General features: G+C 58.0%; 16 protein-coding genes and 1 pseudogene. 2 read left to right on the top strand and 15 right to left on the bottom strand.

Going from position 1 to position 21911, the window contains the following annotated elements; translation table 11 throughout:
- Nucleotides 1-32: 32 nt before the first annotated feature.
- From serS to QE435_RS07695, 10 genes are all read right to left on the bottom strand, one after another.
- Nucleotides 33-1316, bottom strand: coding sequence for a serine--tRNA ligase (serS, locus tag QE435_RS07740; protein WP_349040843.1), 1284 nt, complete (start codon nucleotides 1314-1316; stop codon nucleotides 33-35).
- A 95-nt stretch (nucleotides 1317-1411) separates the two neighbouring features.
- Nucleotides 1412-2224 (bottom strand): twin-arginine translocase subunit TatC, encoded by an 813-nt coding sequence (gene tatC, locus QE435_RS07735; protein WP_306928037.1) that lies wholly within the window; start codon nucleotides 2222-2224, stop codon nucleotides 1412-1414.
- Entirely contained in the window at nucleotides 2221-3054 is an 834-nt protein-coding gene (gene tatB, locus QE435_RS07730) for a Sec-independent protein translocase protein TatB (protein WP_349040842.1), read from the bottom strand. The genes tatC and tatB overlap by 4 nt, the downstream gene beginning before the upstream one ends.
- A gap of 89 nt (nucleotides 3055-3143) precedes the next feature.
- Entirely contained in the window at nucleotides 3144-3356 is a 213-nt protein-coding gene (locus tag QE435_RS07725) for a twin-arginine translocase TatA/TatE family subunit (protein ID WP_306928039.1), read from the bottom strand.
- A 159-nt stretch (nucleotides 3357-3515) separates the two neighbouring features.
- Nucleotides 3516-4250, bottom strand: coding sequence for an SMC-Scp complex subunit ScpB (scpB, locus tag QE435_RS07720; protein WP_349040841.1), 735 nt, complete (start codon nucleotides 4248-4250; stop codon nucleotides 3516-3518).
- Nucleotides 4237-5082 carry a ScpA family protein gene (locus tag QE435_RS07715; protein WP_309770263.1) on the bottom strand — a complete coding sequence of 282 codons (846 nt, stop codon included), beginning with the start codon at nucleotides 5080-5082 and terminating at the stop codon, nucleotides 4237-4239. The genes scpB and QE435_RS07715 overlap by 14 nt, the downstream gene beginning before the upstream one ends.
- 47 nt (nucleotides 5083-5129) lie before the next feature.
- A complete protein-coding gene (gene nagZ / locus QE435_RS07710) occupies nucleotides 5130-6146 on the bottom strand; it encodes a beta-N-acetylhexosaminidase (RefSeq protein ID WP_349040840.1) in 1017 nt (338 codons plus the stop codon).
- A 100-nt stretch (nucleotides 6147-6246) separates the two neighbouring features.
- Nucleotides 6247-9324 (bottom strand): SPOR domain-containing protein, encoded by a 3078-nt coding sequence (locus QE435_RS07705; RefSeq protein WP_309770261.1) that lies wholly within the window; start codon nucleotides 9322-9324, stop codon nucleotides 6247-6249.
- 68 nt (nucleotides 9325-9392) lie between these two features.
- Nucleotides 9393-11150 (bottom strand): arginine--tRNA ligase, encoded by a 1758-nt coding sequence (gene argS / locus QE435_RS07700; RefSeq protein WP_349040839.1) that lies wholly within the window; start codon nucleotides 11148-11150, stop codon nucleotides 9393-9395.
- Nucleotides 11151-11213: 63 nt separating this feature from the next.
- A complete protein-coding gene (locus tag QE435_RS07695; protein WP_349040838.1) occupies nucleotides 11214-12431 on the bottom strand; it encodes a deoxyguanosinetriphosphate triphosphohydrolase in 1218 nt (405 codons plus the stop codon).
- 175 nt (nucleotides 12432-12606) lie between these two features.
- On the opposite strand from QE435_RS07695, the gene erpA reads away from it, so the two are divergent.
- Both erpA and xth read left to right on the top strand, forming a co-directional pair.
- On the top strand, nucleotides 12607-12936 hold the full coding sequence (gene erpA / locus QE435_RS07690; protein WP_306928044.1) for an iron-sulfur cluster insertion protein ErpA: 330 nt from the start codon (nucleotides 12607-12609) through the stop codon (nucleotides 12934-12936).
- Between the two features lie 82 nt (nucleotides 12937-13018).
- The gene (gene xth / locus QE435_RS07685; protein ID WP_349040837.1) at nucleotides 13019-13813 is read left to right on the top strand and encodes an exodeoxyribonuclease III; all 795 of its coding nucleotides are present in this window, start codon (nucleotides 13019-13021) and stop codon (nucleotides 13811-13813) included.
- A gap of 88 nt (nucleotides 13814-13901) precedes the next feature.
- Here the strand turns inward: xth and QE435_RS07680 are convergent.
- The 5 genes and pseudogenes from QE435_RS07680 to QE435_RS07660 form a co-directional block, all read right to left on the bottom strand.
- A pseudogene (locus QE435_RS07680) lies at nucleotides 13902-15886 on the bottom strand (methyl-accepting chemotaxis protein).
- 195 nt (nucleotides 15887-16081) lie between these two features.
- Nucleotides 16082-16876 (bottom strand): exopolysaccharide production regulator ExoR, encoded by a 795-nt coding sequence (gene exoR, locus QE435_RS07675; RefSeq protein ID WP_306928049.1) that lies wholly within the window; start codon nucleotides 16874-16876, stop codon nucleotides 16082-16084.
- Nucleotides 16870-17205, bottom strand: a complete 336-nt coding sequence (locus tag QE435_RS07670; protein ID WP_349040836.1) for a hypothetical protein — start codon at nucleotides 17203-17205, stop codon at nucleotides 16870-16872. The genes exoR and QE435_RS07670 overlap by 7 nt, the downstream gene beginning before the upstream one ends.
- 193 nt (nucleotides 17206-17398) lie before the next feature.
- Nucleotides 17399-18565, bottom strand: a complete 1167-nt coding sequence (locus QE435_RS07665; protein WP_349040835.1) for an outer membrane protein transport protein — start codon at nucleotides 18563-18565, stop codon at nucleotides 17399-17401.
- Between the two features lie 404 nt (nucleotides 18566-18969).
- Nucleotides 18970-21897: a valine--tRNA ligase gene (locus tag QE435_RS07660; RefSeq protein ID WP_349040834.1), complete on the bottom strand. Its 2928-nt coding sequence runs from the start codon at nucleotides 21895-21897 to the stop codon at nucleotides 18970-18972.
- Nucleotides 21898-21911 lie beyond the last annotated feature (14 nt).

Raw genomic sequence — 21911 nt, 5'->3', positions numbered from 1 at the left:
GCGCCGCAGACGCAGGAGCAGATATCCGCGGCTCAGGCTGCCTTTTCGATCCGCTTCAAGCCACCCATGTAAGGCAGCAAGACGTCGGGAATGGTCACCGAGCCGTCCTCGTTGAGATAGTTTTCCAGAACTGCGATCAGGCAACGTCCGACGGCAGTGCCCGAACCGTTCAGCGTGTGAACGAATTTCGTGGCCTTCTCGCCCTTACCGCGGTAGCGCGCATCCATGCGTCGTGCCTGGAAATCGCCGCAGACGGAGCAGGACGAGATTTCTCGGTAGGTGTTCTGGCCCGGAAGCCAGACTTCGAGGTCATAGGTCTTGCGCGCGCCAAAGCCCATGTCTCCCGTGCAGAGCGTCATGGTGCGGAAATGCAGACCGAGGCGCTTCAGCACCTCTTCTGCGCAGGCCGTCATGCGCTCATGCTCGGCAATGGAGCTTTCCGCGTCGGTGATCGAGACAAGTTCGCATTTCCAGAACTGGTGCTGGCGCAACATGCCGCGTGTATCGCGACCGGCAGAGCCTGCTTCCGAACGGAAAGAAGGAGTCAGCGCCGTGAAACGGAGCGGCAGCTTCTCCTGCTCGAGGATTTCACCGCTGACCAGATTGGTGAGTGTCACTTCTGCCGTCGGGATCAGGTATCGTCCATCCGTCGTCTTGAACAGATCTTCTTCGAACTTCGGAAGATTGCCCGTGCCATACAGCGTTTCGGCGCGCACCATCAGCGGCGAGGACACTTCCGTATAGCCGTGCTCGCTGGTGTGCAGGTCGATCATGAACTGGCCGAGCGCGCGTTCCAACCGGGCGATCTGGCTGGTCAGCACCGTGAAGCGCGAACCGGAAAGCTTGGCGGCGCGATCGAAATCCATGTAACCGAGCGCTTCGCCGATTTCGAAGTGCTCCTTGGCTTCGTGGTTCCAGCCAGGCTTCTGGCCGACGACACGGGTCACGACATTATCGTTCTCATCCTTGCCGACCGGCACATCGTCCAGCGGAATATTGGGAATGCGAGACAGGGCATCGTTAAGCTGGCTGGTAACCTGACGGTCCTCCTCCTCCAGCTTCGGCATGCTGTCCTTGATGTCCGCAACCTCGGCCTTCAGCTTCTCCGCCAGCTCGGCATTCTTCTGCGCCATCGCCGCACCGATTTCCTTGGAGGCGGTGTTTCGGCGGGACTGCATGTCCTGGAGGGTCTGGATCACGGAGCGGCGCTTCTCGTCGAGCGCAATCAGGCTCGCGGACTGAGGTTCGGCTCCGCGCTTGGCCAGCGCCGCATCGAAAGCTTCAGGGTTGTCGCGTATCCATTTAATATCGTGCATCGTGGTTCCAGACCGTGGTTTTACGTCTTTGCTTGTTGAAAAACAAAACGCCGGGACAAATGACCCGGCGTCTGAAGAAAGAATTCAAGAAGCCGTCACGCCTCTTCGGGACCGTCAAGCTCCCGGCCAGCGTTTTCGGCAGCGCGCTTCTTCTCCACGAGTCGAGCCATATAGATGGAAACCTCGTAGAGAAGGATCGCTGGCAAGGCAAGACCGATCTGGGACATCGGATCGGGTGGCGTGAGAACGGCCGCCACGATGAAGGCAGCCACGATCGCGAATTTGCGTTTCTCTCTCAACCAGTCGCTGGTCAGCAATCCGACACGCGCCAGAAGCGTGGTCACGACCGGCAGCTGGAAGACGAGCCCGAAGGACAGAACCAGCGTCATGATGAGGCTGAGATATTCCGACACCTTCGGCATAAGTGAGATAGCCACCTCACCGTTTTCCGGCAGCTGCTGCATGGCGAGGAAGAACCACATCACCATGGGCGTAAAGAAGAAGTAGACAAGCGCGCCGCCGAGCAGAAACAGCAGGGGCGATGCGATCAGGAATGGCAGGAAGGCAGCGCGCTCATTCTTGTAGAGACCGGGCGCAACGAATTTGTAGAGCTGCGACGCCACCACAGGAAAGGAGATGACCATGGCGCCGAACATGGCAACCTTGATCTGCGTAAAGAAGAATTCCTGGGGGGCCGTATAGATCAGCGAGGATTTGGCGACGTCCAGTCCCGCCCAGATCACCGCCCATTTGTAGGGGATGACGAGAAGGTTGAACAAGTGCTTGGCCATGGCGAAGCAGGCCAGAAAGGCCACGAAAAATGCCCCGAGCGACCAGATCAGCCGCGTGCGCAGTTCCATGAGGTGTTCGATAAGCGGCTGCGGCTTATCCTCGATATCCTCACTCATGCTTCATCCTTCTTGGCCTTGGCCGTTCTTGCTCTCTTTGCAGGCTCAGCAGCAACAGTGACATCGGGCTTGTTGCGCGCCACCTTTGGCTTAGGCGCTCCGGCCAATGCGACTGTCTTGTCCGCGGCCTTTGCTGACCTCTGTTTTGCAGCTTTGGCCGCGACGTCTGTCAGCGCAGGGGAAATTGCGGGCTCAGCCTCCATTTCAGTGACGGACGACACCTTAGGCTTCTTCGCATCGGCCTTGGCCGAGATCGTGCGCGGCGCGCGTTTCGGCTTTGCGGCCACCGCCTCGGCTTCCACTTCCTGCGTGGTTTTCACGGCAGGCTTGCGGCTGCGCTTCGGCTTCTCGGCAACCTGTTCTGCGACCGGCGTTGCTTGCGCAACCACCGGCGCCGGAGCCGCCGGGGCGGCAACGATCGGTGCAGGTGTCAAAGCAGGCGGCGGCGCGTCGGGCAACTTCATCTCCGGCTCGGACAGGCTGACATCCGGCGCATCGACGGGGGCGCTGGTTGCCGGTCCAGTGGGCGTTGCTGCCTTTTGCAGATCGGAGCGGATATCATTGCCAAGCTGACGCAGCGGGTTCATCGCATCGCGCAGGGAGTTGGTCGGGTTGAGATTGCGGACATCGGCGATCGTCTGGCGCACGTCGTCCATGTCGGCCTCCTTCATGGCCTCATCGAATTGCGCGCGAAAATCACCCGCCATCTTGCGGAAGCCGGCCATCGTCTTGCCGAAGGCACGGATCATGGGCGGCAAGTCTTTCGGGCCAACAACCACGATCAATACGATCGCAATCACCAGCAACTCGCTCCAGCCGATATCAAACATCAAAAAGCTCCAGACACGCGCAACAACGCGCCATGATCCTCAAGGCCCGACGACCAGGGTGAAGACAGTCTCGCCCCACCCCGGATCAATTACTTGATCTCGTCAGCCTTGTGATCGACCGTCTTGGCATTGACATTGGTGTCTGCAGGCGGCGGCGTAGCGTCGTCGTCGGACATGCCCTTCTTGAAGCTCTTGATGCCCTTGGCAACATCGCCCATCAATTCGGGAATCTTGCCCCGGCCGAACAGAACCAGCACGATCACCAGAACGATCAGCCAGTGCCAAACACTAAAAGAACCCATCACGCAAACTCCCTGAATTTTGCTTTGAACCGATGTAAGCCGTTTGAATGGCTTTTTCAAACAACAAAATGGCTATTCAACAAAGTAAGCGGATCGCAATTGCTGTGATACAGCAGCACATCGACACATCTGCGTGATCGCTATGCTGTTGCAACAAAATCAATCATCTGCATCGCCACCGCGGGGTGCGAGCAGTCCAAGTTCCTCTAGATCGAGCTGCGTGATCGGGTCCTCGTCCTCGGTCAATTCGTCGCTCATCGATGGCACTGGAATGCCAAAATTCGGCGGAATGCGGCCAGACAGCAGCCCCGCCCCCTTGAGTTCATCAAGGCCCGGCAGGTCGCGCAACTCCTCAAGTCCGAAGTGATCCAGAAACTCGACCGTCGTTCCCATGGTCACCGGCCGTCCAGGGGTGCGGCGACGGCCTCGAAAGCGCACCCATCCTGCCTCCATCAGCACATCCAGCGTGCCTCGTGAGGTCTGAACACCGCGTATGTCCTCGATCTCAGCGCGCGTGACAGGCTGGTGATAGGCGATGATAGCCAGGACTTCCAAGGCGGCACGGGAGAGCTTCTTCGGTTCCTTTTCGTCGACATGGATGACAAAGGAAAGATCGCCCGCCGTGCGGAAGGCCCAGTTGCCGCCCACCTGAACCAGATTGACGCCGCGTGTCGCGTAGACTTGCTTCAGCCGGTTCATCAAAGGCGGGACATCGATACCGCGCGGGATGCGCTCAGCAATGAAGGCTTCCGATACAGGCTGCGCCGAGGCAAAGACCAGCGCCTCGGCAATACGCTCTGCCTCAATTTCGAGGCGCTGCGCCACGGTGGCGACCCCGCCCTCCGCAACGTCATCGGCAACGTCGTCCTGCACATCCACATCATTCGACATCATCGGCCCTTTCAGAACGGTCCCGCGCTCTACCCGAGCCTTTGCGCATGAAAATCGGCTGGAACGCTCCGTCCTGACGAATCTCCAGCGAGCCTTCGCGGACCAGTTCCAGCGACGCTGCAAAGGCACTGGCAATGGCAGTCGCGCGCATCGAAGGATCAGGAACATATTGCAGGAGATACCGGTCGAGCTCCGTCCATTCGCCGATCTCACCCAGTATCGAGGTGAGCAATTCACGGGCCTCCACCAGCGACCAGACCTGGCGTTTCTCGATCGTCACCTGCGTGATCGCCTGGCGCTGGCGAAGCGTCGCATAGGCGCTCAGCAGGTCGTAAAGGCTTGCCTCGAATGCGGAGCGACTACGATGGGGAATATGCTCCGGCGCACCACGGGCGAAGATATCGCGGCCGAGCTGATTGCGGTTCACCAGCCTCTCGGCCGCGTCGCGCATGGCTTCCAGACGTTTGAGCCGGAAGGCCAAGGTCGCGGCCATTTCCTCGCCTGTCGGGCCATCATCCTTGCTCTGTTGCGGGATCAGCAACTTGGATTTGAGAAAGGCCAGCCAAGCGGCCATGACCAGATAATCGGCGGCGAGCTCGATACGAACCCGGCGCGCGGTTTCGACGAATTGTAGATATTGTTCCGCCAGCGCCAGAACCGAAATTCGGGACAAATCGACCTTCTGGACGCGGGCGAGATGCAGCAACAGATCGAGCGGGCCTTCGAAGCCCGCCACGTCGATCATCAATGCCGCCTCGCCCGTCGCACGCTCCGGCGTCACATCCTGCCAGAGCTTGTCCATCGGCGTGCTGCCGCGTGATTTCTCTGCTGCCATCGTCTCGTCAGCCGGACCTTTCGCTGGCGCTCTGCCCGGCGACCGGATCAGGCAACCGCCAGCATGGCGTTGAATTCGTCTCTCAAACGCGCCTCATCGGCACCGTCTGCAGCGGGAAATCCCTCTTCGACGGCCTTGGCGCGCTCCAGTGACCGGCCGGAAAGAACAGGAACTTCCCTCACGACCTCAAGCATTTCACTCATCACACCGTTGCAATGCAAGACTATATCGCAACCGCCCGCAACAATATTGGCGGCGCGTTCTCCGAGCGTCCCCTTCAAGGCATTCATCGAACTATCATCTGACATCAGCAGCCCGTCAAAACCGATACGGCCACGAATGATCTCGTGGATCACTTTGCGGGACGTCGTGGCTGGACGCTCGGGATCGATTGCATTGAAAACAAGATGCGCGCTCATACCCATCAGTTCCTTATTCAACGCACGAAACGGCACGAAGTCATGGGCATCAAGGTCATCCAGCGGAACATCCACCACCGGTAGTTCATGATGCGAATCCACCATTCCACGTCCATGGCCTGGAATATGCTTCATCACCGGCAGCATTCCGCCGGCCTTCAGGCCGTCAGCGGCCGCCTGCCCCATTTCCGAAACCAGCTTCGGGTCAAAGCCGTAAGCGCGGTTGCCGATGACGTTGCTCGCGCCTTCGACCGGCACATCCAGAACGGGCAGGCAATCCACGTTGATGCCGAACCGCATGAGATCGAAGGCGTGCAGGCGAGACATCAGCCAGGCCGCCCGCAGACCCTGCTTTCGGTCGCGCAGATAGATCGCGCCCAACGCATGCGCGTTCGGGTAGGACTGAAGGATCGGCGGTCGGATCCGCTGAACGCGCCCGCCCTCCTGATCGATCAGGACCGGTGCATTCGGGCGACCGACCGCGTCACGCATGGAAGCCACAAGATCGGTGATCTGCTGAGCCTCACCAATATTACGGCCGAAGAGAATGAAGCCCCAGGGCTGCTCTGCCTTGTAAAGGGCAATCTCTTCTTGCGTCAGCGCCAAGCCGCTACAGCCTAGGATCATAGCTTTCGATTCAGTCATGGACTTGGTCCTTTGGGGTATGTCGGATGCAACGCGCTACCGTCTATAAAAAAAGCCGGGACGGTGAGACCATCCCGGCTTTCCTGTTCAACTGTTCAGATCAGCGGGCGATGAGGCAGCTGCCGCCGGCAGAGCGGAAACGTTCGCACAATGCCGCCGCCTCGTTCTTGTCGCCAGCGGGAATACGAACACGGTAGAACGTGCCCTTCCCGGCGATTTCCGCAGCCTTGATGTCCACGCCGCGGCCACCAATGACAGAGCCGAACTTGGCCGACATGTTCTGATAGGATTTCTGCGCTTCCGCCTGGCTCGGCAGAGATGCGATCTGGATGTAGTAGCCACCGGAAGACGGCGTGCTGGTTGCAGCTGCAGGGGCCGACGCCGTCTGCGGAGCCGGTGCGGCCGGGCGAACATTGCCCTGATTGGTCACGGTAGCGACGACATTAGCTGGCTGGCTCGACGGACGGGCCGCTGGAAGCGGTGCCGCCGTCTGGGTCGGCTGCGCCGCGGCGGGTGCCGTGCGAGCCGCCGTCTGCGATGCTTGCGCAGGCTCAGGCGTTACTGGAACGCGGGACGTCGCGAGCACAGATGGGGCCTTTTCCGTCGTTGCAGGCGCCGCCAGTTCCTCGACCTTATCCTGCGTCGGCGTTCCCGCTGCAGGCGCTGGCGCTTCCTGCGTGACAAGCGTGCCATCCGGCTTGACGATCATGGTGCGCACCTTACGAGGCGAAACATTGACGCCAGATTGACCGTTATGGTCAGCCGCCTGTGCATTCTCTCCACGAGAAAGCAGACGCGGATCTTCCGTCTCGCCAACCGGTGTGGATGTCGCGCCCTGCATCTGGTCGGCTTCGTCTTCCATCGGAAGTTGCTCAGGGATCAGCGTGCGCTGCACGACATCGACAGGCTCTTCGTTAGTGGAAATCAGCGATGGCTGTTTGGGATCGGACGGTGCGGCACCGGCAACGCGGTCATAAACTGCCTTGTCCTGGTTCGGTACGACGCGACCACCGGGGTTTTCCGGCACGACCTTCGTCGGTTCACTGTCGGCGGAGATAATCACCGGCGCGCCATTCGATCCCATGTGGGACGAACCACCACCGATCAGCGCATAGGTGCCGCCGCCGACCAGCAGAAGACCAACAGCCGCTGCCATTGGAACGAACCAGCGGCGTGCACCGCCTTCGCGCTCATCATCGGCATAGCGAACCTGCTGCTCTGGAGCGGCATCGTCGCGAGTCTGCGAACCGAAGCGGCCTTCTGCCGCTTCCTGCATGCTGCGGCGGAAGTCCTGTTCCAGCGCACGCTCGAACTCGTCCACCTCTTCCTGTGTCGGCTGAGGCTGCGCCTGACGGGGCGCTGCATTCTTTTGACGATCAAGTCCGCCTGAAGCGGGTGACGAAAAGAGCGAGGCGAGCTCGGTGTCGAGATCGAGATCTTCGTCCTGGCGGCGTGCAACCGGCTTCGGCTCGAAAACGCCAACCGGCAGTTCTGGAACATCCAACTCGGTGATGGCTTCGGGCGCATCCTCCGTCTCGCCGATCTGGCTTGGGTCGAAAGGCAGGCTCTCGAGAGACGCTTGGGGCGCAACCGGCGCCGGAGCTGCCGGGCGACGTTCTTCATAGCGCGCACGCTCGACGACAGGCTGAGGCTGTGGCTGCGGGCGGGGAGCGACAGAAGCCACAGCGGCAATCGGTGCCGGGGCTGGCTTCGGCTGCACGACCGGTGCCGACTTTGCAACCGGCGCAGGCTGAGCGACGGGTGCAGGTGCTACATCGATGTTGGCGATCTCGGAGAGGTCGATATCAAAATCGATATCTTCGAGAGCCAGCTCGAAGTCGGAGTCGTTAAAAGCATCGAAGTCATCCGCAGCTGAGGGAGCGGCAACCGGGGCCGGAGTCGGAGACGCAGCGCGTGGCGCTGGCGCAACCGGGGCCGATACACGCGGGGGGGGCACAGGCGCAGCATCGACCGGAGCGGAAGCGGCAGGAGCCGAGACGATCGGCTGTGGTGCGACCGGTCTTGGCGCAGCAACCGGCGTTTCGAACACAGGCTCTGCGCGAACGGGTGCAGGCGCCGGCTTGGAGGGCTGCACCTTGCTGACGGGCTCGACCGCTGGCAGGACCGGGGCGGCCGTTACGACCGGTTCCATTCTCGCGACTGGGGCAGTAGCATCGACGCTCTTGTTGCTGATCTCATAGCGCGCAACGTCATAGATGAGCTCATCCATGGCGGACATCTTCTGCCCTGCGAGCACGTTGGCGCTCGATTGCAGGGCGACAGGCGCCGCGGCTTCGACCGCGGGGATCGCCACTGGAGCAGGCTGCGGCTGAGCCTTCGGAGCGACAGGCGTCGCACGCGTCGTGCCGAAATTGGCAAGCGGCAACCGCAGGCTGGAGAAATCGAGGGAGGACTTGCGCAGAGACGGTGCATTCGGCTGCAGAGACGCCGGTGCTTCATCGGCAACCGACATTTCCAGTTCGCTGGCGAGATCGATCGCGGTCTCGCCGGATGTCTCGGCCATCCGTTCCCAATCCGGCTGCTGGACAGGGGCTGGCTGCGGCGGAGTAACCGGCTGCTGCATCTGGACCGGCTGTTCGTAAGCACGGGGCTCCGGCACCGGAGCGGCCGGGATAGAAGCCGTGGCAACAGCTTCTGGTACAGCGGCTGGGGAAGGTTCGTACTGCTCTGGGGCCTGATCGCGATGATTGACATCAAACACGGCAGCGACCGAATGCGGATCGTCGCTGAAATCGTCTCTCAGATCGGCACGCGGCGTTGGCGCAGCGTGCTCGGCCACCAGATACTCTTCACGGCTCGCAGGGACCTGCTGTGCAACCGTCTCAAGCTCAGGCTCGCGGCGCGAGAATACCGATTCCACCCGCTGCATGAACTCATTGACCGGAACGGACGCACGAACGTCGTTGGCGGGATCGAGTGCGATAGGCTCGTGGCGCGGCGCGTCATAGACGGCGAACTCGCGCAACAGCTCATCTTCGAGGTTGAATTCCGGCTCCCGGCGCGTGGCAGGCGACGCAGCGTTCTGCGCAGCCGGGGGAGCAACGTGGGGAGGACGATCCTCTTGCGCGACGAGTTGCGCCAATTGAGCCAGGGGATCGTTGTCAGCGAATTCCTGCGACCGAGAGTCTCGGTTATACGCGACATTTTTTTCGACCATTACGTGTTCCACCATCTACGCATCACAGCACTTGCCAGCGTATTGTGAGCAAATAATGGTGAGGGATGTCATCGCATCTCGTCAGGCGCGTCCGCTCCCAAAAGCGTCAATCCGGACTTCAGCACATTTGCGACAGCACTCACCAGCCCTAGTCTGGCAACGCTCAATTCTCGGTTTTTATCGTTAACAAAACGTAATTCCGGCTGATCTTTACCTTTGTTCCAGTGTCCATGGAAGGAACTGGCCAAATCATAGAGGTAAAATGCCAAGCGATGCGGCTCATGATTCTGTGCCGCAGACTCGATCAGACGCGGATATTCCGCCAGTTTCGCGATCAGCTGCAACTCATTGACATCGTTAATCAAAACCGATCCGGACGAGAGAGTGGAGGCATCCACATCCAGCTCCGGAAACGCCTCATGCGCCTGCCGGAACACCGACTTGCAACGGGCATGAGCATATTGCACATAAAATACCGGATTGTCTTTAGATTGCTCGGTCACCTTGGCGAAATCGAAGTCCAGTGGCTCCGAATTCTTCCGGTAGAGCATCATGAATCGCACCGGATCGCGTCCGACTTCGTCGACGACGTCCCGCAATGTGACAAAATCACCTGAGCGTTTCGACATCTTGACCGGCTCGCCATCACGGAAAAGTTTGACCAGCTGGCACAGAAGCACGGTCAGTTTAGCTTTGCCTTCCGAGACGGCGCGCGCAACGGCCTCCAGACGCTTGACGTAACCGCCGTGGTCGGCACCGAGCACATAGATCATCTCGGAGAAGCCACGATCGTACTTGTCCTTGAAATAAGCCACGTCGGCCGCAAAATAGGTATATGTGCCGTCCGACTTCATCAGGGGACGGTCCATGTCGTCACCCACTTCAGTCGAGCGGAAGAGCGTCTGCTCGCGGTCTTCCCAATCTTCGGAAACCTCGCCCTTTGGTGGCGGCAGCGTGCCTTTGTAGACGTGACCCTTGAAGGTGAGGTCGTTGATAGCGGACAGAATCGGACCGGCATTGCCAGCGTGCAGAGCGCGCTCCGAGTAGAACACATCATGCTTGACGTTCAATGCCGCGAGATCCTCACGGATCATCGCCATCATCGCATCGATTGCCTTGTCCTTGACGATCGGCAACCACTGCTCTTCCGGCATGGCGCGCAGCTTGATGCCGAATTCATCGGCCAGCGCCTGACCGACAGGAACGAGATAGTCGCCCGGATAAAGGCCCGGAGGAATGGTGCCGACATCTTCACCCAGCGCTTCGCGATAACGCAGGAACACGGACTTCGCCAGCACGTCGATCTGCGAACCGGCATCGTTGATGTAGTATTCCTTGGTCACGTCGTATCCGGCAAAGGCCAGCACATTCGCAAGCGTATCGCCAACGACGGCGCCACGGCAGTGTCCGACATGCATCGGACCTGTGGGATTAGCGGACACATATTCGACGTTGATCTTCTTGCCGGTACCAACCGAGGACCGGCCAAAATCCAGACCTTGCGAAATCATTCCGGCCAGGAGGCGTTGCCAGTAGCCGACTGAGACGCGGATGTTGATAAAACCAGGGCCTGCGACATTGACGCTATCGACGTCCGCATCCTGCTCAAGGGCTGGAACGATGAGCTCAGCCAGCGCCCGCGGATTGGTCCCGAGCGGCTTTGCCAACACCATTGCGGCGTTGGTTGCGACGTCGCCATGGCTTGGATCGCGCGGCGATTCCACGGTGATACGGCCAAAATCGACAGCATCGCGATTGGCTTTGACGAGATCGATCGTCTCGAGAGCTTTTTTGATTCGTGCGTCAAAATCGGCAAAAAGGTTCATGGTCATCTACCTGCGCGAAGGGCTTTCAGTCATCCGGATATCGGCTTCGCAGTTGCGCGCTGCCTATCGCAAATCGGGTGTATGGTCAAACAGCCGCTGGTGCGTCCTCAAGGCGTAGCTGTCTGTCATGCCAGCCAGATAATCGCCCACATGGCGGGCTCTGGCCGCTTCCGTCATGCCGGGAATGCTGTCCACCCAGTAGTGGCTCTGCATCTCGGCTGGCGTTTCCATATAGCGGTGGAAAAGATCGGTGACGATCTGGGTCGCGCCTGAGCGAATACGCATGATGTCAGGGTGGCGGTAGATATGTGCAAAGAGCAGCTTCTTGATCTGCTTGTCGGTCTCAGCCATGGCAGGCGAGAACGTCGCGATCGTGCGGTCGGCAGCGCGGATGTCAGCCGCACATTTCGGCTTTAGGAGGCCAAGATTTTGTTGCGCAACGCCAATCACGTCTTCAACCATTCGCGTGATCTGACGGCGCATGATTTCATGCGCAAAGCGCTCGTCGTCCAGCGACGGATATTTCGCCCGAACCTCAGCCATCAGACCGGAGAGGAACGGCACTTCCTCCAGCATATCGAAGGTTAGATAACCGGCACGCAGGCCGTCATCGATGTCGTGCGTATTATAGGCAATGTCATCGGCAATGGCGGCGACCTGCGCCTCCAGGCTGGCAAAAGTGCCGATCTCCAAATCCTGGAGCTGGCAATAGTCAAGGATCGGCAGCGGCACCGGACCATGCGTCCCCTCACCCGCAGCATTCAACAGCGGGCCATTATGCTTCACCAGACCCTCAAGTGTTTCCCAGGTCAGGTTGATGCCATCATATTCGGCGTAGCGGCGCTCAAGCTTGGTGACGATGCGCAGCGACTGGGCGTTGTGATCGAAGCCGCCATAGGGTTTCAGCACCGCATCCAGCGCATCCTCACCGGTGTGACCGAAGGGCGTGTGGCCGAAGTCGTGCACCAGGGCGACACCCTCTGCCAGATCTTCATCCAGCTTCAGGGCACGGGCAAGAGCGCGGGCAATCTGCGCCACTTCGATCGTGTGGGTGAGACGCGTGCGGTAGTGATCGCCATCCGGGCTGATGAACACCTGCGTCTTGTGCTTGAGGCGCCTGAAGGCCGTGGTGTGGACGATACGGTCACGATCGCGCTGGAACTCGGAGCGCGTCAGGCTGGAGTCCTCGGGAAACAGGCGTCCGCGCGTCGTCCATGGATCGGCGGCATAGACCGCTCTTTCTCCGCTACCAAAACCCAACGCACGCTGATCGATAATCATCTCTGTCCTGCCATCGGCCCATTGACCTTTTACATTCCCCTTCATACCTATCGCGAAGGTTGCCGCAAAGCGCGTTTGCGGGCGGTAACGCTATAGACGGTGAATTTGACTGGTTTATAATCGGTCTTACACAGAACTTTGCTCGCCGGTTCTTGACTCCGGTTGGAGAAACGACATGACCACAGACGTTACACTCTCTGAATCCGCCGCAAAACGAATCGCCCAGATCGTCTCTGCCGAGGCTGGCAAGCAGGCGCTTCGCGTCTCCGTCGAGGGCGGCGGATGTTCCGGATTTTCCTACAAGTTCGACCTGGATGGCGCACCCACCGACGACGATATCGTCATATCCCGCGGAGATGCCAAAGTGCTCATCGACAGCATGTCGCTCGTCTATATGGCAGGCTCCGAAATCGATTTCGTCGACAATCTTCTCGGCCAGTCTTTCCAGATCAAGAACCCGAACGCGGTTGCCAGTTGCGGTTGCGGGACCAGCTTTTCGATTTAAAGCTTGCTGTTGAAACAGTGAAAACCGGTGGCTTTCGCCGCCTCATCGGGTAAAACAGGGTCCGAACGGAATGGAACCTGCGATGAAGATTGCCACCTGGAACATCAACGGCGTCAAGGCGCGCATCGAAAACCTTTGCGAATGGCTGAAGGAGTCGAGCCCGGATATCGCCTGCCTTCAGGAAATCAAATCCGTCGATGAAAACTTTCCGCGTCTGGAGATCGAAGCGCTCGGCTACCACGTGGAAACCCACGGCCAGAAGGGCTTCAACGGCGTTGCACTTCTTTCCAAGATGCGCCCCGATGAGGTCAATCGGGGTCTGCCGGGTGATGATGGCGATGAACAGGCGCGCTTCATCGAAGGCGTTTTTTCCGTCCAGGGCGGTGTCATCCGGGTCTGCTCGCTCTATCTGCCAAACGGCAACCCGCCGGATGATCCGGTGAAGTATCCTTACAAGCTGGCATGGATGGAGAGACTTCGTCGCTTTGCCGAAGACCGGCTGCAACTGGAAGAACCGTTGATCCTGGCTGGCGACTACAATGTCATCCCCGAGCCTTTCGACTGCCATGACCCACGCGTTTGGGCAGGCGACGCCCTGTTCCTGCCGCGGACGCGCGCTGCTTTCAGACGGCTCGAAAATCTTGGCCTTACCGATGCCACACGCGCCACCTCCGACGAGGCGGGACTTTACACCTTCTGGGACTATCAGGCAGGCGCCTGGCAGAAGAACAACGGCATTCGCATTGACCACCTGATGCTGTCATCGGAAGCGGCGGACAGGCTGCATTCCGTCTCTATCGAAAAACATGTGCGCGGCTGGGAAAAGCCATCCGACCACGTGCCGGTCTCAGGCTATTTTGATTTTCAGCCGGCCTGAGATCGTGGCCCATGAAATGCGATGAGGCCGGACGAGATCCTTGCTCGCCCGGCCACTTGTCCGATTCATATTCGATTTTGGGCTATGGTCAGAATTCTTCCCACTCGCTCTTCATGGCAACCGCTGCGTTGCCACGATATTGAGGTACGGCTGATCTCCTGCCCGGCGCATGATGCTGGGAATTCGCCGCCTTCGATACCGGCGCAGTTTGACAGCTCCCCGTTTTAAATCGGGCCACGAGGTTGCTGAGATTGACCGCTTCGTCGGCAAGTTTGCTGGTTGCCGCTGTGGATTGCTCTACCATCGCCGCATTCTGCTGCGTCGTCTGGTCCATCTGGTTGACGGCACCATTCACTTCGCTGAGGCCGGTCGACTGCTCTTTCGAGGCGGTGGCGATCGAGTGAACATGTTCGTCGATTTTACTAACGTGCTCACGGATCGCTTCGAGCGCGCTGCCAGTCTCGGTCACGAGCGAAACGCCGGAACTGACTTCATTGCGCGATCTGACGATCAGTGTCTTGATATCTCTCGCCGCTGTTGCGGAGCGTTGCGCAAGCTCACGCACTTCCTGCGCCACCACAGCGAAGCCCTTGCCAGCCTCACCAGCGCGAGCAGCTTCCACGCCAGCATTCAATGCCAACAGATTCGTCTGGAAGGCAATCTCGTCGATAACGTTGATAATGTTGCCGATCTCGTTGGATGCTTGTTCGATGCGGCCCATGGCCGACACAGCATTTCTGACAACATTACTGGACTGTTCCGTGCTTTGCCGGGCCTGCACCACCATATCGGATGCTTCGGTAGACCGGGTCGTGGAATTCTTCACCGCCGACGTAATTTCCTCGAGCGCCGCTGCCGTCTCTTCAAGAGACGCGGCCTGCTGTTCGGTGCGTTTCGAAAGATCGTCAGACGCGATGCGCAGTTCGCCGGCACCGCTTTTGATCATGTCAATCGCAGAGCGGACCTCCATCATGACCGAGCGCAGGCTCTCCATCGTCACATTGACGTTGCGCTGTAGTTCAAGGAACACACCGCGGAAATCACCCTGCATCGATTCTGTCAGGTCGCCGTCCGCAAGGGCCGCGACCACGCGATTGGTCTCTGCCACGCCGCGGTCCACTGATGTGACCAGTTCGTTGACGCTCAGCGCGAAACGATTAAGGTCCGGGTTCTCATAGCGCTTGCTGATGCGCGCGGAGAAATCACCCGCAACTGCAGAGGAAACGACCTGGGCGATATTGCTTTGTAAGTCCGCGTTCTGCTCCTAGAGTGCAGCCTCCTGAAAGGCAAGATCGCGAACCCGCACTGCGTTCTCTTTGAACACCAGAACAGCTCTCGCCATATCACCCACCTCGTCCTTGTTATCGGTGTAGGGGATCGCGACTGACAGATCACCGTCGGCCAGCGTCTTCATACAATCCGTCGTTCTGGCAATCGGCGTCGCAATGGCACGGCGACCAAAGAAGGCGGAGACGATCATCAACAGAACCATGAGGCCTGACAGAGTGATCGTAATCGTGGAGGCTAGCGCTTGAAGCTGCCTTCGCTCTTCATTCGCTGCCTCTGATCTCGCTTTTACATCATTGACAATCTCATCAGCCATAGATGCCAGTTGAGCGCTCGTAGTCTTCAATGGAACAAGCTGATGAGAGATTTCTGCATTCGCCGCACGATCGGTTAAGAGCTTTCCGACGTCAGCGTTGTACTTGGCGAGCACTTCGGAGATCTTCTGAGCCCTTCCTTGTTGGCAGATGCCTCCATAGCGGCTGTTCCCAGCTCAAGATATTTGACCGCCGATTCATGGCGCTTCGTCACGTATGTTTGCGCGTCTTTCAGTTCAGAAGGCGTAGAAGCAAGTCGTATTTCCCCAACACCGATTTCCATGCCTCGCAGCGAGGCCTTCATGTCAACCATGTTGCGCGCAATGTCCGCCTGAACGCGTCCCTTGGAGACTGCAGCGTCCACAGCCTGAGACAGAAACCATCCCGTCACTGAAGCAGTCAGAACAAGAACAATGCCCGCTCCTGACATGAGCGCGAGTTTTGTGCGAATGCGGTAAAAGTCCAACGCCATAGCAGTAGCCCATCGAGGAAAATACACAATGAAAGGACATGCTTTGTGGAGCAACGCAGGCGCGAGTCATTCTGCCGGCAGGTAAGTACGGAGACACAAAAGCAACTCATGGTCGCTTCTCATATTTAACATAACGTTATTGTGAACAGCGAGATTTCGCTAAATATAAACGCAGAAATATGAGTGAAAATAAACTTAGTCGGCGTCGCCTGAAGAGATGTTGCGCGCAAGCTGGATAGCGACACGACGATCATCTTCAGCCGCAACGGAAAACGCCTGCTCCTGAAGGTTTTGTATCCACACACAGTTGGCTGCAGCGCATTTGTCCAGCGCGGCTGTCATAAAGGCCAAGCCGCGAACCGTCTGGCCCTCTTGGAAAAGCAGATTGCCGAAGATCGACATAGCGCCGGCATGGCCGTGCTTGCGTGCCTGATTCAGCCACTTCTTGGCCTGCTGCGCATCTGCGCGGCCGCCCTCGCCTGCAAGAATCATCTGGGCCAGTTGGAACTGCGCCTCGGCCACACCGAAGGTCGATGCGACTTGGAAATACAGTTGGCGCGCTTGGCCGAGATCCACCTTCACAGGGCTGCCTGGAATGCCGTGACGATAATAGTCCGCCAGAGACAGCAACGCATTGACGAAGAAACCCGTATCTTCCGAACCAGGCTCTACGCCCTGGCTCGCAATCTCGCTGTAGATCTTGAAGGCTTCGAAGTCGTTCTTGGCGACACCGTCGCCATAGGCGTACATGTTGGCAAGTGCCCAGCGCGAGCCCGTATGGCCCTTTTCGGCCGCGTAACGATACGCTTCGACCGCATCTTCCTTCTTGCCATTCTTGTAGGATTTGAAGCCGAACTTGAAGAGATCGAAGGGGCCGGATTCCTTGGTGACGCCTGAATTGATATCAAATGCCAGAACCGGCATCGAAAGCGATGCGAGCATCAGCCCCAGACACAGCGGTTTCAAAACGTTGATGTCACATCTCAGCATTTCAACGAACTTCTCTCACTCTTCCCACACATGGCGAAGGCTAACCTCGCGTCCAAGGAGGGCTGCGATCTCTCAACACACTGCGTCGTTCCAGCAGCAACTCTCAATGCGCTGCGGGTGATCCTGAGCGGTAATAAATCAGCAATCTCATGAGCACAGGTATAAGTACCGTTTCCGGCAACATCACGGCGTTTTTTTGCCGTCTGGATACCACCAAACAAGCGCTGACGGAGAGAACCCGTCTTTACTTGCTTAGAGGCTGAATCCGCACCTGTTTTCACTTCCACCACTTCCGCAGCACCACTTTTGATGTCTGCATATTCTTCCATTCCCGCGCCGTCGAAAGCACTCAAGCACATGCTTTGTGGCGGGAAATGGACAAATACGACCACATTCTTACGCTACGTGAAGGTTGCAGAAATTTGTTGCCAAATCGTCACAATATTGCCGATCGGCAACAAAAAACCCGGCCATGTAAGGCCGGGCTATTTCATGTTTCAACAAGTTGATAAATCAGTTTGATCAGAACGCGATCTTGTAAGATGTACTGACTGCGTAAGCCCAATCGCCTCCAGCAGTGGCGTTGAAGTCTGCCCTTTGCGCGGTCGATTGGCTTCCGGACGTCAAATAAGAAACGCCTGCGCCAACACGGAGCACACCTGGACCGCTCTTGATCTGTGCGCCCGCACCCAGTGTCCAGACGTCCGTCATGATATCCGCACCTGTACCAACACCCTTGTCCCAAGTCAGCGTGACAGCGCCGGAGACATTTTCATTGAAGCTATGCCCAATACCGCCGGTGATGGTCCAACCGTCTTTCCAAAAGAAGTTTTTTTGCTGATTTCCGAGACCCGTAATAGTGTAGTTCAGCGTCTGGAGAACACTCCAGTCTGTCCATTTCACCGAACCGAACGCCAGCCAGTCAGGAGCAATGCCGCTCTGTAGATTGAGTTCGACGGACTGCGGTAGGGAACCCGTGCCTATAGCAGAGCGAGTGGCCGGACCTACGACGCCAGCACCAAAAGCACTCGGCGTGAAATTGCCAGATGCGTCATGATCGACCTGTGACCGATACATCAATTCAGCACGGAGGGCATATTCCTTGATTTCGTAAGCAGTACCAATACGATAGCCGCCAGCACTCGAATCTTCAAGATGAAGGGTCCCAAGCGTCTTTGTCTCTCTGTAGTCGAAGCTCTCTACGAAGCCACCGCCTAGGAAATAGAGTTGTCCCGGCCCCACATCGAAGTTGACGGCACATGTGCCACCATACTCGTTTGTCGAGAACTTGGAATTTATAACGGCATTGCCGAAAGGCGCACCTGCCGCGACATCTGCTGCCCTGTCTGCGGCCTGCGCTTGCGCACCATACTCTGACTTAGCACCAAAAGGCTGCGTGTAAGTGAAAGCGCATGACAAATTTTGCGAAATTCGCGCCTTCGCGGAAAACGACGGTATGGCATAGTTCTTGGAGTAATCGTCGTCGGTTGCATTCGCACCGCTGATCGTCTCGAAGCTCCGCTTCGGAATAACGTAGATCACGCCGCCGCGTGCTGCCACCGTGCCATCTTCATACAAGATTTCCGTATCGGCGTCGCCGCGTGTGAAACCGCCAGCCTGAGCGCTACCAACAGCCATGCAGGCGCCGACAAGACCCAGAGTCCCTCTTTTGATCCAAGTTGTTGCCATCTCTCTCCCCAATCAAAGGCAATGTAGTGATCAGAAATTGAAATGCTTTGGAGAAAATGACAATGCACCCCTACCCCCATCACCAGGGGTGACTTAGATCAAAGATTTACGTGAAAAATCGTGGTAAGGCAAAAATCGGGGAACAATCAAAATATTTTTCCAATTAATGAGGTGAAAAGGCTTATTCTGGGAAAATATTAGCTCATTCAATCTTGTGTGTGTCTGCGACACAACATTCATACTTTTCACTCAAAAAAGTCCGAATTCCGTCATGTTCTGAGGGACTTGGTCAAGAGACTGCGAGGACAGCAGTTCACCGACGACTCGATTACCCTAGCCTCACGAAACAAATAAAAAAGCGCCTCCATCGCGAAGGCGCTTTTTCAGGTTATGTGAACGTCAGATCAACCGGCCTCATTGACCCGCTGCAATGCGATCTTCAAGCTCTTTATCTGAAGCTCGAGTTCAGCCTTGCGGTCACGGTCTGTTGCGACCACTTCCGGATCGGCATTGGCCACGAACTTCTCATTCGAGAGCTTCTTGTCGATACGTTCTAGTTCGGCCTGTGCCTTACCGATCGCCTTTTCAAGACGCGTTCTTTCCGCAGAGACATCAATGAGATTGCCGAGTGGAATGCAGACGGTCGCCTCACCGACGACGATCTGTGCCGATCCCTTGGGTGCTGTATCGGCAGCCAGGATTTCATCGGCACGCGCCAGACGGCGGATTGCGGCGGAGTGGCGGTCGAGACGCATCTCGGTCGTCGGGTTGGCGGCAACGACGACCAGCGGGGCAGTAGCACCGGGCGGTACGTTCATTTCCGCGCGCGTCGAGCGAATGCCGGAAACGAGATCGATCAGCCAGTTGATTTCCGCAGCGGCCGCTTCATCCCGGAATTCTGGTGCGGGCCAGTCTGCATGGCAAAGCAGTCGGTCGCGGCTTGCGCCTTCGCCGGCCGTATGCGCCCACAATTCTTCCGTCATAAATGGCATGAAGGGATGCAGCAGCTTGTAGATTTCTTCCAGAACATAGGCCGCGCAAGCCTGAGCCTCCGCCTTGGCTGCCTCGTCCTCTCCGTTGAAGACGGGCTTGAGAAGTTCGAGATACCAGTCGCAGAACTGGTTCCAGACGAAGCGATAAAGCGTGCTGGACGCGTCGTTGAAGCGGTAGTTCTCGATTGCCGCCGTAACGTCCTTTGCCGTGTTGGCTAGTTCGGTCAGAATCCAACGGTTGATCGTCTGGGTCGCTGCTTCCGGCAGGAAGTGCGGATCGCGTTTGACGCCGTTCATTTCGGCAAAACGTGTCGCATTCCACAGCTTGGTGCCGAAGTTGCGGTAGCCTGCAATGCGCGCTGGATCAAGCTTCACGTCACGCCCCTGCGCCGCCATAATGGCAAGCGTAAAGCGCAGCGCATCCGCACCATACTGATCGATCAACTCGAGCGGATCGATGACGTTGCCCTTGGACTTCGACATCTTCTGGCCGTTCTTGTCGCGAACCAGCGCGTGGACATAAACAGTATTGAATGGCTCGACGGCGTGACCGGCATCATCCTTCATAAAGTGAAGGCCCATCATCATCATTCGGGCGACCCAGAAGAAGATGATGTCGAAGCCCGTGACGAGAACATTGGTCGGATAATAGCGCGCAAGCTCCGGCGTTTTGTCGGGCCAGCCGAGCGTGGAGAACGGCCAGAGCGCGGAAGAGAACCACGTGTCAAGAACGTCTTCGTCGCGTGTGAGAATTTCGCCCGGCTTGAAGTTCTCGAGCTTCTCCTGCACCCAAGCCTTCCATGGGCCTTCATGCGCAAGATAGTGCTGAACGGCGGCGTCGAGCGCTTCTTCCTCTGTCTTCTCGACGAAGACCTGACCATCCGGGCCATACCAGGCAGGAATCTGATGGCCCCACCAAAGCTGACGCGAGATGCACCATGGCTGGATGTTTTCCATCCATTCGAAATAGGTCTTATCCCAGTTCTTCGGCACGAAATTCGTGCGGCCTTCGCGAACCGACGCCATTGCAGGTTCGGCAAGCGTCTTGGCATCGACGAACCATTGGTCGGTGAGCATCGGCTCGATGACGACGTTGGAACGGTCGCCAAAGGGCTGCATGATCTTCTTGTTTTCGACATAAGGAACGTCGTTGCCTTCGGCGTCCTTCACCGTAACGGCAAGCCCATCGGCATTGATGGCAGCGATGACCCGCTTGCGCGCTTCATAACGATCAAGACCACGATACTCATCGGGAACGAGGTTGATGGCATCGACATCGGCTTCGGATGGCAGCTTGCCGGAGCGCGTGATTTCGCCTGCGAGTTCCGCGCAGCGTGCATAGGGCTCGCCGTCATCGCGCATCTGTGCCTGCGTATCCATCAGGCGATAAAGCGGAATGTTGTTGCGACGGGCAACCTGATAGTCGTTGAAGTCATGCGCGCCGGTGATCTTGACGGCACCGGAGCCGAAGGTCGGATCCGGGTACTCGTCCGTGATGATCGGGATCAGGCGGCGGCTTTCTTTCGGGCCGACAGGAATTTCGCACAGCTTGCCAACGATGGGTGCATAGCGCTCATCGGACGGATGAACGGCCACCGCACCATCGCCCAGCATGGTTTCCGGACGCGTGGTCGCAATCGCGATGTAGTCGCGCTCTTCCTGGAAGACGATGTTGCCGTCCGCATCCTTCTCGACATAGGTATAGGTTTCGCCGCCGGCCAGCGGATATTTGAAGTGCCACATATGGCCGTCGGTCTCGCGGTTTTCGACCTCGATGTCGGAAATCGCCGTCTCGAAATGCGGGTCCCAGTTGACCAGACGCTTGCCGCGATAGATCAGGTCCTGCTTGTAAAGCGTGACGAAGACTTCAAGAACAGCCTTCGACAGCCCCTCATCCATGGTGAAGCGTTCGCGCGACCAGTCGCAGGACGCGCCAAGGCGCTTCAACTGGTTGAAGATCAAGCCGCCCGATTCGGCCTTCCATTCCCAGACCTTGTCGATGAAGGCTTCGCGACCCATGGCGCGACGGCCGGGAAGCTGGTTTTCCATCAGCTTGCGCTCGACGACCATCTGTGTGGCGATACCGGCATGGTCCATGCCGGGCTGCCAGAGAACATCCTTGCCGCGCATACGCTCGAAACGGACCAGAATGTCCTGAAGCGTATTGTTCAGCGCATGGCCCATATGCAGCGAGCCGGTGACATTCGGCGGCGGAATGACGATCGTGAAAGTCTCGGCATCCGGCTTTGCATTCGCGCCTGCGCGAAATGCATCGGCCTCATCCCAGGCCTTGGCAATTTTTGGTTCTACGGAAGCGGAATCGTAGGTCTTATCGAGCATTTCCTGGCCTGAAA

The sequence above is a fragment of the Agrobacterium sp. SORGH_AS 787 genome (genome assembly GCF_030819035.1).
Lineage (GTDB): Bacteria > Pseudomonadota > Alphaproteobacteria > Rhizobiales > Rhizobiaceae > Agrobacterium > Agrobacterium larrymoorei_B.
Note: the sequence above shows the minus strand (reverse complement) of the source record. Positions and strands in the feature narration are given on the sequence as shown.